This is a genomic window from Tenacibaculum tangerinum (genome assembly GCF_029853675.1).
GTDB classification, from domain to species: domain Bacteria; phylum Bacteroidota; class Bacteroidia; order Flavobacteriales; family Flavobacteriaceae; genus Polaribacter; species Polaribacter tangerinum_A.
The window spans coordinates 3,479,887-3,493,314 of record NZ_CP122539.1; the positions used below are offsets into that span (position 1 = coordinate 3,479,887).

Sequence of the window (13,428 nt, forward strand, 5' to 3'; positions counted from 1 at the left end):
TTTTATTATTATATTTGCAATGCGAATCTGTTGGGTGTTTATAGTACTTAAGAGAGGTGAATTTTAGTAGTAGAAGTACTTCTATAAAAAACAATCTTTTAGTATTTAAAATGTTATATAATTAACAACAGTATAGATTAGATGAGGTTTTTATCAGTTCGTTTTTTATATACCTGCCTTCTATAAAAAACAATTGTTAATTATCCAAAATCGAGAGAAAATTACTAAGTGTTTATAGCTTAAAAAGTCTCCCAAAAGATTCAAATATATATAATAAAGAGTAATATAAATAGTTGAAATGAATTTTCAATGAGATGCTTCACGTCTTTTTGGTAGTTTATTTTGGCTGCGTTAATGGAAGCTACCCAGTAGCTAATGTTTAACAAATTATATTACACTTATGTATATCTTAGAATTAATTTTAATTTTAAAAAAACTGGTTTGCGTGAACGCCTTTTTTTAGCAACTACATCGTTAGATGCTGAAATAAAGATGACTTATTCCGTAAGAGTTCAGAATACATTGACACAATCTTTACTGGTACCTACAAAACCAACTAATTTTAATAGTTGTTATTCTTACGATAAACAAACAGCACCTGCAATTCTGCAAAAAGTAGGGGTTAAATTATCAACCATTCATACTTTTATCGAACAATATAGCTCAGATATTCTTAGATTTTCTAAAAGGTTATCAAAAAAAAGTCGTGATTATTTTGATGATTTTCTTAGAGTTAACTTTAAGAAAAAAATATTTTTTTACTTACTAAATAACCGCTATATCAACATTAAAAAAAAACAAATACCTCCATTTAATTTGAAAACTACAAACATTCCCCCCAATTGTATAGATGTAAATACTTATTTTTTAGACAGTCGAGAACTAAAAAGTGAATTAGAAAGCAGTAATAATTATCAATCAGTAGCAGTACAATACAATGTTAATGAAGCAGGTTTTTTCAATCGCGACCACTTATTAATTATAGTACTATCGCTAATTATTGTCAAACTAATAATTCTTTCATGGTCTTTGTACGTAGATAAATTAAAGAAAAGAACACAATTTCAATTAGTGAAGCTGAAATTAACAAGGTCTCAAATGAAACCGCATGTTATTTTTAACGTTTTAAATAACATTCAAAGTATCATGTTTTTAGAAGACCATGAATCAGTATGTTCTTATATTAAACAATATTCGATGTTTATTAGATATACCTTGGATATGAGTAGTACTGAATTTGTTTCTTTAAAAAACGAAATAGAATACCTTACCCATTATGTAGCATTACAAAAAGTAAATTTAGACAATAGTCTTGATTATACTTTTAATATTTCAGCGAGTTTAGATTGTGAAAACATTTTCATTCCGTCTCTAGTAGTTCAACCAATAATCGAAAATTCAATTTTGCATGGGTTGCTTCCAAAAAAAGACAATAGAAATTTAGTGGTAAATTTCTTAAGAAGCGACGATAAAGTAGTTGTTGAGATTATTGATAATGGAATTGGGATGGAAGAATCAAGAAAGAGAAAAATAAATAGTAAAAGATCGTATAAATCTTTAGGAACACTCTTTATCAAAGAAAGAATAAAAGATATCAATTCGCTTAACAAAACTAAAATTGAAATGCGTGTCATTGATTTATTTTTAAAAAATAAAACGCATGGAACAAAAGTTGTTCTAAGCTTTCCTGATAACCTCCCAAAAAATCAAGGACTTTAAATAATATGCTGTATTTAAAAGTTACTCATACTATTAAGATTTCTCCCTCTGATTGAAATGAGAGTTTTCAAGGAAAAGATTGCTTCGTGCCTCGCAATGACGAAAATCAAAAAACAACAACGTCATTACGAACGGACACTGAGCCTTTCGACTGACGCTCAAGATAAACTAAAGTCGAAGTGGAAAGTGACGTAATCTCATAAATTGGAGTTATTCATAAACGCATACTTTCATTTTGTCTTGATACAAAACGAAACAAAAAATCAAGACTTATTTTTCTTTTTATTGAATTCTACGTTGTATTCCGTATTCGAATCCAGACCGTAAACTCTTTGGATTCTCTTGTACTCCATAACCTTGAATTCTACTAAAATAAAAATAGGTCGGCGTTTACCCATTCTCTTCTCTACCTCCTTGTAACCAGAATATTAGAAACGTCCTCAGAAAACAAACCGAAAATTACACCACAAGAAACGTCAAAAATGAAAAGCTGTTTGAGCGACAGCGAGTTCTTTTCATTTAGTTTCGAGGATGATAATTTTCTAGTGAAGGTTTCGTAAGACTAGATTTTTTGGTTCTTTTTCATCAATGGAAAAAGAATAACAATAAGAAAAAACACAAGCAACTCATAATATTAAGATTTCTCCCTCTGATCGAAATGACAGTTTTCAAGGAAAAGATTGCTTCGTGCCTCGCAATGACAGAAACCAACAAACAACAATGTCATTACGAACGGACACTGAGCGAAGTCGAAGTGGAAAGTGACGTAATCTCATAAATTGGAGTTATTCACAAACACCTACTTTCATTTTGTCTTGATACAAAACGAAACAAAAAATCAAGACTTATTTTTCTTTTTATTGAATTCTACGTTGTATTCCGTATTCGAATCCAGACCGTAAACTCTTTGGATTCTCTTGTACTCCATAACCTTGAATTCTACTAAAATAAAAATAGGTCGGCGTTTACCCATTTTTTTCTCTACCTCCTTGTAATGACGGTTATAAAACGTCATTACAAACGAAACGCATTGAAGTGATATAACCTTATGAATAAGAGTTACTCATAATATTAAGATTTCTCCCTCTGATTGAAATGATAGTTTTCGAGGAAAAGATTGCTTCGTGCCTCGCAATGACGAAAACCAAAAAACAACAACGTCATTACGAACGGACACTGAGCGAAGTCGAAGTGGAAAGTGACGTAATCTCATAAATTGGAGTTATTCACAAACACCTACTTTCATTTTGTCTTGATACAAAACGAAACAAAAAATCAAGACTTATTTTTCTTTTTATTGAATTCTACGTTGTATTCCGTATTCGAATCCAGACCGTAAACTCTTTGGATTCTCTTGTACTCCATAACCTTGAATTCTACTAAAATAAAAATAGGTCGGTATTTGATTTACTATTTTCTACTTCTCTTTAAGAACAAAAACATCATTACAAACAGACACTGAGCCTTTCGACTAACACTCAAGATAAACTAAAGTCGAAGTGGAAAATGACGTAACCTCATAAATAAAAGTTACTCATACTATTAAGATTTCTTCCAATGGTTGAAATAACAGTCTTCGAGGAAAAGATTGCTTCGTGCCTCGCAATGACAGAAACCAACAAACAACAACGTCATTACGAACGGACACTGAGCGAAGTCGAAGTGGAAAGTGACGTAATCTCATAAATTGGAGTTACTAACAAACACCTACTTTCATTTTGTCTTGATACAAAACGAAACAAAAAATCAAGACTTATTTTTCTTTTTATTGAATTCTACGTTGTATTCCGTATTCGAATCCAGACCGTAAACTCTTTGGATTCTCTTGTACTCCATAACCTTGAATTCTACTAAAATAAAAATAGGTCGGCGTTTACCCATTCTCTTCTCTACCTCTTTATAACCACCATATTAGAAACGTCCTCAGAAAACAAACCGAAAATTACACCACAAGAAACGTCAAAAATGAAAAGCTGTTTGAGCGACAGCGAGTTCTTTTCATTTAGTTTCGAGGATGATAATTTTCGAGTGAAGGTTTCGTAAGACTAGATTTTTTGGTTCTTTTTCATCAATGGAAAAAGAATAACAATAAGAAAAAACACAAGCAACTCATAATATTAAGATTATTTCTCCCACTGATTGAAATGAGAGTTTTCAAGGAAAAGATTGCTTCGTGCCTCGCAATGACGAAAATCAAAAAACAACAACGTCATTACGAACGGACACTAAGTCTTTCGACTAACACTCAACAGAGCTATTCACAACCATGCTATGACTTCTCGACACTCATTCAACTAATTTTACTCGAAGAGACAATGGGTTTAAATGCAAAATAATAAAACATACATCGTATCACTTTAAAACGCTGCTATTATATAGAGACATTTTACCTACCCTGTAAAACTACTTACACATAGGTACTTTTTTTTGTTTTATAAATTCTTAATTTAGTCACAATCAAACTTAAAGAATAAAAAATGAAAAACTTAAAGCATCCTGTGTTTTTGATTTTAACAGGAATTATAGTAGGTATTATTTGTTATTATAGTATTCTAGGCTTGGCTTATAATTCCATGGAGAAGCACATGTTGAAGAGTAACTTTTTAGTCCAAACCTTTGAAAAAGATCCATCTTTAAGCGGAGCGTTACAATCTGAAGAACGATTATCAGCCATGAAAGGAGGCGACACTCCTGTATTAACTTGGAGAATATTAAATGCAGCCAACGTTATTGATAACGACCTTCAAATTTCTGATGTTAGCAACTTGTTGTCTACGTTTTTTCAAAAAGAAATTACCAATACCAATGACATAAGAACCACAACATCGTTAGACCTACTAATTGATTTACTTCAATCTATAGGAAAAAGTCAAAACGGATTAGCACCCGAAGCCAGAAATGAAATAAAAAAACATATTGTACAAAGCTTGTCTGAAAAAAAGGGAGCCTTAGATGCTTATGACGAATTTTTACTTCAAAACACCTCTCAAGACCCCTATAAAAAAATTGAAGACTCTTCTACAGATGAAATTCATGCGGTACTAAATAGGCTTTTTTACCATTATAGAGTAGAACAGGTGTTTGTTGATGTACCCAATAGCATTCCAAATTCAAACTTAGAAGCGCAAGAAGAATACAAGCAAATTAAAGACGTATGTTTTCAAATACTACTTTCTATTTCTGATGACAAAGCGGTGAAGTATGCAACACAAAGAAAAGAATGGATAAAAGGTCCAGAACAATTGGTAATGATATGTCTGTTTTTTGTAGCCTTATTAATTCTTATTGTAAAACGCAATATTTCTAATAAAAATGAAGAGCATCATGAAATAGCAAGCCGTTATTACAATTACTACAATTGGATTTTCTCCTCACTTACAGCTATAGGATTTATTGGTACTATTAGAGGTTTAAGCAATGCCCTTTCTGATGCGGATATTATTTTTAGGTCAGGTGCTGGTTTAGACCAAGCGATTTCTATTTCTTCCATCACACAAGTACTAGGTGTTGCATTTTCAACAACATTAATTGCCCTACTATTAACATTACTATTAGGTTTATTAAAGCTGTTTATCGATCCTACTAACAAATTAAATTTAGATTAGCAATGGCTCAAAATAAAGGAGTTAGTTTAAGTAGTGTCGATATGTTGGCATGTGCCTTAGGAGCCTGTATTGTATTAATGCTGGTTTTTGTAGTCAACGTAGGAAATAGCTCAGGAAATGGTACGAAATCTGGTGAGAAATTTAACGGTACTTCACTTTCGCTATTTTCTCATGAGATATCAGAAGGAAAAATGGTTTTTATACGGCAAGTTGCTCTTACATGTCAATCGATTCAAGATTTTAAACTATTTAAGAAAAACATGAATGTGGGAGTTTGGAACTACGACCAGGATTTAAAAGCATTACAACTTGTTGACGAACAGGTTTATTTTGTTCCAGAAGAACAAATGGTGGTGTACAGCATACTATCAGATGCTGTGATTAGCAATCAGATAAAATTTACGCTAAACAAACAAATTCTGAGAAAAAACCCGACGATGGCTACAAGAAGTGTGCGTGTAAAAGCAAAGCTTATTGAAGGAGCTGCAGCACAAAATTCAGAAAAAGTATTTTCAGGATTCTATGAAACATTGCCCAATACCTATGGAACAGAAACAGGATTTAAAAACCTAACGGTAACATTTAAAAAAAGAGCATTAAAAAATACCGTAAACATTCAAAAGCTTATAGAAATAAATAATTATTAAGATGTTTAAAAAAGCAAGAACACTTATTAGCTTTATTGATTTGTTGGCATGTGCCTTAGGAGCCTCTATTTTGTTAATGTTGGTTTTTGCTAAATCTAAAGAAGATGCCGCAAAAGCAGAAAGTATTGGAGCGCCTAAAGATTTTATGTACTGTGAAATTGAACTACAGCAGCCCCAAGCTTACGTAATTTTTCAGGTAAGACCCAAAGGAGGGGTATGGAGGAAGCTACAGCTAAATAACAATGCCCAATTAAAGTACCATAACGGTTTTATTAACCTTACCAATAATGCGCTGCATAAAATGGATAGTTACTATGCGTGTGGACCGTTTTACAAAAAAAACGGAGAAAGCTATCAGACCAATAAAAGCTTTTTTGGAATTTATGGCGTACATGGTAAAAACGAATCGAACTGGGAATTTAGTGCATCCTATATTTCAGACCAACAACTCGACTGGAAGTCAACAGCAGCGTTACCCGATAAAATTATCAGCACCCAAAAACTCCCTAAAATTAATTTAGTATATCGACTTAGAAATAAAAACAGTACAGCCCTAACTGAGAAAAAAATAGCACTTGCCATAGGAGAGACCCAAGTATTTACTATAAAAATAACCAATGAAGACTAATGCACTAAAATTATCGGTAATTGTTCTCGCAGTATTCATACTGGTGGGGTATGTGGTAGACAATAATTCTGATGAACGACTTTCTACAACCACCAAAAAAGTAATAGAACATCATGATGCAGCAGCTATCGTGAGTCTTTTTCAGTTTGTAGATCAATTAAAAACACATAGCAAACCCGAACTAGTATTGAACAGTATTCATGGTTTTGGAGGGATATTTTCTAAAGAAAATTTAGCACTAGAAGAAACAAAACAATTATTAGAAGACATTACCAAACATCTAGATTCATTAAGAACACAAAACACTTCAGCACTGTTAGAAACTGTAATTTCTGAAGGAACAACGGCACTACTGCCAAAACACTTAAAAGAAGACTTTGAAGTAGCAAGAGAGGAAATTCTTACCACAAATACAAAAGTAGTACTTACATCGGCAGCATATAATTATATATATGTATTGAATGAAGTAGTACCTAAATTAAAAAAACTATTAGCACAAAACAAAAAGATAACAGAAGAGGAGTTTCTCACAGCTTTTTATGAAGCAAAAATAGCCAAACTTAACATTACCATAGTTAAAAACATGCTCAAAGACGTTCCTAAAGAACTGCTACATGAAATTATATCAACTAAAGAAGCTTCAGAATTACAAGCAGAAATTTTAAAGTATGAAGCAGTTGTGCAGCTTCATCTCGGTGCTTTAAAAAAATATAAAGAAGAAGAAGTATACAAAGAGCAACTCAAAACATTTTTAAAAGAACAAACCTTACAAAAAAATGCGTATTACATAGAAGAATACGAACGCTTAGAAGCAAAAATAGCCCAAGTAACAAACAACATACTACATTTTGAAAAAGCACTTCTCAAAGAATACGAATCACTTCAAGACCTACTTAACAAAAAAGTAACAAAAGCGGTTGTAAAAGCGCAAGAACACGTAGACGGTATTCTAGGCTCTCACAACTATATAGATATTATTCCTAATTATTTAGAAAAGAAACCCGATTGTTGGTTACGAGTAAAACTACCAGAAAACACAGTTGAATATATAAGAGAGCACAAAGAAATCAAAGGAATTTCAGGAAAACTCTATTTAGTTTATAAAACCAAGGTGTTTGATGACAAAGCAACACTAAGCGGAACATCATTTATACCAGGAGTAGATATGAACTCTGCACAAATTAATTCGCTTAAGCAATCTTTACAAAAAATCGTTTCAGAAATTCCGTTAGGAATAGAAATAGCGAACCTAGCAATAGAAGAAAAAGATGCTCAAAATACGGCACTAACCTGTACAGGGTATGACGGAAAAAATGACCCCCTTCATAACCTACAAATTACGATTCCACAAGATAGCCCATGGACAAACTTTAAAACAATTCTTAAAGAACAAAAAGAAGTATTTAACAGACTTCAAGTAAGTAAAGAATTAGGCTTACAATTAGACCATATAACTCTAAACCCTAAGAATTTTGACGCTACATTCTCATTTCATGTAGGGTCTAGTAGTATTGTTCGCGACCTACTTAATATTCAAAAAGAAACCAATTCATTTGAATTTACATTGAGTGAAATTCAAAAAGAAACTCAATTTATTTCAGATAAGCTAAGAGAATTGGCTGGAAAAAAAATAGCGTCTCGACTGCAAGAAGTTCTTGACGATACCGAAAATGAAAAGCACTTACAAAATTTACTGTTGGCAGACAGTATTCTTACCGCCAAAGCGACGTATAGCCAAGATTATATTGTTGGGCATGTTACCTATGTACCTATCGGGTTTACTGCATTGAATAAGAAATTTGAGCAAACAGCTTCGGTTGAGTTGCTTTTTAAAACATCTTTAAAAAACGGAAAGGCAGCGGTAAGCATTTCAAATACATCGTTACCGTATGAAGCAAGTATACGAGCCTATGTAAACAGATATTTGAATACTTCAAAAGATTCATTATTACAATCGGTAAACAGAACATTAAGTGCTTCAGAAGTAGGAAATTTAATGTTAAACCTTTCTCAAAAACTACAGTTTTCTAAATTTCAATTGAACTACCGTACTAAAGAAATTACAGGAAAGATGTGGATTGAAGGTTTTGCTGCTAAAAAAATGCCAATATCGATTACAAAAAGAGGATTGCGAATAGAACATATAGAAGCGGTATTTAAAGAAATCATCAAATCAACATTTGAAACCTATGTTGTATCTCAATTTGAACAAACCATTCAAAAAAAATGTCATGAATTTGTAGCCAACAAAGAAGTTTCATTGTTTACTTTCGATTTTAGGTTTGAAGATATAAACTGCAACCTTCAAAATACAAGCGCCTCTTTTAAAGCAGTATACAAAGAAGACCCCGCCAATTTTGCGAGCATTCAATTCGATGCTTCAGGAAATCTCAAAATACTTGAGTTAAATGCCCCTGTAATTGAACGAAACATTGTAACGAAAATAGAAACAAACCTTGCCCAGTATACAGATTTTAAATATCTAAAAGTAAAGAATCCAAGATTTGAAAAAGGAATCTTAAAAATTGATGCATTTGTTCAAATAGAAGCTATTGGTTTGTATGAACAAGCAGGAACTTTTGAAATAGCTCCAGATACCAAGAACATTTTAGATGCTAAATTTAACGGATTTGATTTACAAACAGCCTTTGAAAGCAAGGTAAACTCGAAAGTAAAAGAAAACATAAAAGAACTCATAAAAGATAAAAAACTAACCCTTGAGTTTTCTAAAGAAGCCGATGGATTATCCATTACAGACATTAAAGAGGTTCTATTGTTTGGGTCGGGTAGAAGGCTTGTATTTGAAGCGCAAGCTAATTTAAAAGGCATCATAGTTCCTGGGTTTACAATTACCATCAACCTAGCAGAGGAAGATATGTTGAAGGCAATTCGAATCGATTTACCCAATACAGCCATTATCAATGCATTGCTTGCCAATACAAGTTTAATGAATGATTTAAGCGCCGAAATTGTTCCTGGGTTAAATGCGCGTATCGAAAAAATGAATGTCTATGCAAACCCTGTTCGAATAGAAGGTTTTTTGCAACTTGAAGTAAACAACTTAACCTTTCCGTCAATGCGGTTTGAGGTTACTCAAAACAACATTCGATTTCATCCTTCATTATCATTCCCTTTACCAGGAGCTTATTTAATTGCTGCCTCTCCGCCACTCACCTTATATGGTACCTATGTTTGGTTAGATTTAGAAGAAAAACGCATTTCTTTAAATACCAACATTACCGTAGGCACACCCGCAGATGCCGAAGCAAGTAGCCGATTACTAAATTTAAAAGGTAGCTTAGGAGCATATTATGCAAAAGGAAAATTTGGGAATTTAGATTTAGAAGCGAATCTGTACCTAATTACGGTATTGAATGTATTGGAAGGAAAAGGAGCGTTGGAAACCACAAAAGGTTGTTTTAGCATGTCTTCTAAAACCAAAGGACCGTTAGGTAAAGTAGTAAAGTTTAATAACCAAGTAACGGTTAACTGTGACGATATCTTATTTAGAAGTCAAATGGCAATGGATGTTCTTGGTGTTAAGATGAATTCTGATATGAGTGCTGAAAAAGTATCAAACTCAGCAATAAAATTAGCTGGTAACATCAACTATAATTTTTTAGAAACAGCCTATTTGCGAGGAGCCGTTGCCACAAAATTACAAACAGGTGATGTCACGAGTTTTGCAAAAAACGCAACCATTTCTTTAGCAGGAAATTTAAAGATTGACCGTTTTGAGTTATCAGAGCTAAGCTTAGATGCGAATTATAACAGTGCTTATTTAGATTTTGAAGTACTAGGAGTAAATCTGGGAATTGAAGTACCTACTGTAGGTAATTTTTCTGAAGATATGATTTTAGAAAAAATACTAAGCCTTTTAGATTTCGACCCAGAAATGATTTTAGAAATTTTAAAAAACCCAACAAAAATTTCATTTAAAATAGCCCCAATGGGCATTGGTAAAAAGAGTAAAGGGGGTAAAGAAGGAACAGACAATGACAGTGGAGGAGGAGTTGCTATAAATGAAGATGCTTCAGTTACAAACGGTAAAGAGTCGACAAAAAAAGCCGTATCTAAGTTGGTAGATAATGGAGCCAATGTACAAGTAACATCAGGAGCGTTTGCAAGCAATCTTAAGGTAAAATTGCTACCCTTACAAAGCATACAAAGTTTCCCAAGACAACAGAAATCGAAATTTCCAGAAAATGTTACAAGAGCACTTGTAACGGTTGATACAAGAAACAATGCACAATCGGCAGTTAATTATTTAGCCAATGAAACAGCTTCACAGATACAATCAGGGTTCAATTATTGGATTACCCAACAAATCGTATCTCCTATAAAGAGATTGAAAAATGTTTCAACCTATAAGTTTAACAAACAAATTTTAGAAACTTCTTATTATCCATCAATATGTTGGAATGTATGTTTTAATAACAACAATAACGTATACCTGTACTTATCTCAACCTTATGTGAACACCTATCAGGCGGATGAATTTGAATTTTCAGAATTACAAAAAGAATGGGTTACTGATTATGATTTCATAAGGTTACGCCTTACCAATAGAGAACAATTGGTTGTAAACCAAGACAACACCTTTATCGTGCAACAGGTACCTTTGAAGATTTCCAATAGAGCTTTTGTAAATTATAGAAATTCAGTAGTACACTTGTCTTCCAATACGCTATTCTTTAAAAGGGGAAATAAATTTTTTAATACTGAAGGAAAAAATATCACGAGTACCAATCTTATCAAAGGTTCAACGATAAGAAAGCTAAAAAGACAATACCCAACATTTGAGACGATAAAAGCCATTGCAGTGTCTGATAGAAACTTACTAATACTAAAAGATGATGATTTTGAGGTAATTACTGCTTTTAAAATAAAGAAAGAAGATGAGGTGAAACAAGCATTAGAAAAAACCGCCGATACTTTAGGAAAAGTGTGGATAGAAATACCACAAAGTGCCATTAACGCAGTTTTTGGTCAAGAACCTTGGTTTAATAGCGGTAAAAAATTTCACGAAAATATAAAGACATTACAATCCAATACCTACCAAGGTAAAATAAAAACAAAAGCATATAGAAGTTTTGAGGCTTTGGTACAAAGTTTACTAGAAGACAACGTAGTTCCAAATACAAGGGTAATTCCGTTAGATACTAGAGAGTACCTCTTAACAACAAACAACGATACGAATAACAAAACCTTGGTAAATCTTACCCCTAAACAACACACAAACTTTTTTAATTATATACCTCCAACTTTACGAATTACCAATAGCGACCTTACCAAAGATTTGGCTATAGAAAATAGCACTGCTGTAGATTTTGAAAATATATTTAAAACGAATAGGTTGGTTTCTAACACGCTTATACATATTATGGATGGTAGGTTATTTAATGGCGATGTGTATTTAGGAAAAAGTCAAGACAATTTATTTTTTCAAAGTAGTAATCAGTTAAAAATACAGTCGAAAGACTCGCTATGGACTATTAAAACCGCCCTAGATATTAACACATTAGTTAAAGATAGTAATCAAGAACAAGCAGGAGATATTTTTAATAAGCCCCAAGCTGTTAAAAAGCACGCTACATTTTTTAACACATTATTTTCAATTATAAGTTCAGGAAAAGACGTTGAGCTTGTACTAGAAGAAAACGAATCGAAATTAGTAGCTTACCTCTTAGACAAAACAGACCTACATATAATTTGGGAAAACTCGAATGGTACAGAAATTGGAAGTAGAAAATTTGAACGCACTGTGTTCAATGCGGCCCTAATGAGTACACACCATACAAAAGCTGAATTGAAATTAGTAAATTCTATACACTCAAAATCGTATACGTTGCAAGAGCTTGTTAAGTTTATTAAAAAAGGATACATACCAACAAAAGATTGGTTTAGCAAAGACAACGATTTTGTACATTCATTAACACTATTAAAATAACCATCATAAAAAAGTAACTATATGAAAACTATATATGCCATATTAGCGCTATTGTTAACAAGCCATGCTGTTACAGCACAGGAGTTGAATCCAAATTGGAAAAGCGATTTAACCAATATGTTACACGAATTTTTGCAATGCAATGAGCCTATAGACGATATTTCACCTTGCAATAAATTTGTTTCAGAAGCGCTACAATCAGCCTATGGAGTAAACGATTTTTACAGTACAGAAAAAAACAGGCATTTGATAGCCAATGAAATTTATAGCTACTTAAAAACCAGTTCTAAATGGACGTTGTTAGGAAAAGCTAGTGATCAAAATACACTAAACAACGCACAAGGATATGCGAATTTAAAAAAGGCGGTAGTGGCCGTTTATAAAGGAGATGTACATGGGCACATTGCATTGATACTTCCAGGAACCTTATCGCAGTCGTCTACTTGGAATTTAAAAGTACCAAATTCAGCCTCTTTTTTTATATACAAACCCAATAAATCGTATATCGGTAAAAAAATGTCTTTTGCCTTTTCGTCTACCGATAAAGACAAAGTGTTGTTATACGGAAGAAATTATTAATACACGTGAGTTCGGGATACAACATCAAGTAGAATTTGCTAAAAATCAACGCAATTTCATCTCGATAGCGAGAAGTATAAGTGATGAGACATCTCAGTTTGGGGAGTTACTTATATGGATGAGATTCCTCTCTGTCGTTCGGAATGACTGTTTCTCTCTTTTAGACAGAGGATTTTAATTAGCATATAAAATAAAAGCAAAACTATAGTATGTCGAACTCCTTTAGATTGAAGTTATACAACTTAAGAATGATTTTCTCGTATACTGTCAGTTCGAGTGATTTTTAAGAATGGTAATGAA

The 13,428-nt window shown here is 32.7% G+C and carries 6 protein-coding genes; all 6 read left to right on the forward strand.

Going from position 1 to position 13,428, the window contains the following annotated elements; all coding sequences use genetic code 11:
• The first annotated feature begins 375 nt into the window (after positions 1–375).
• The 6 genes from P8625_RS15680 (at position 376) to P8625_RS15705 (ending at position 13,128) form a co-directional block, all read left to right on the forward strand.
• Positions 376–1,719, forward strand: a complete 1,344-nt coding sequence (locus P8625_RS15680; RefSeq protein ID WP_279651359.1) for a sensor histidine kinase — start codon at positions 376–378, stop codon at positions 1,717–1,719.
• A 2,477-nt stretch (positions 1,720–4,196) separates the two neighbouring features.
• Positions 4,197–5,324: a MotA/TolQ/ExbB proton channel family protein gene (locus P8625_RS15685; RefSeq protein WP_279651360.1), complete on the forward strand. Its 1,128-nt coding sequence runs from the start codon at positions 4,197–4,199 to the stop codon at positions 5,322–5,324.
• 2 nt (positions 5,325–5,326) lie between these two features.
• On the forward strand, positions 5,327–5,971 hold the full coding sequence (locus P8625_RS15690; protein ID WP_279651361.1) for a hypothetical protein: 645 nt from the start codon (positions 5,327–5,329) through the stop codon (positions 5,969–5,971).
• Between the two features lies 1 nt (position 5,972).
• On the forward strand, positions 5,973–6,599 hold the full coding sequence (locus P8625_RS15695) for a hypothetical protein (RefSeq protein ID WP_279651362.1): 627 nt from the start codon (positions 5,973–5,975) through the stop codon (positions 6,597–6,599).
• Entirely contained in the window at positions 6,589–12,549 is a 5,961-nt protein-coding gene (locus tag P8625_RS15700) for a hypothetical protein (RefSeq protein WP_279651363.1), read from the forward strand. Before P8625_RS15695 ends, P8625_RS15700 begins: the two co-directional genes overlap by 11 nt.
• Before the next feature lie 21 nt (positions 12,550–12,570).
• The gene (locus tag P8625_RS15705) at positions 12,571–13,128 is read left to right on the forward strand and encodes a hypothetical protein (protein ID WP_279651364.1); all 558 of its coding nucleotides are present in this window, start codon (positions 12,571–12,573) and stop codon (positions 13,126–13,128) included.
• The last annotated feature ends 300 nt before the right edge of the window (positions 13,129–13,428 follow it).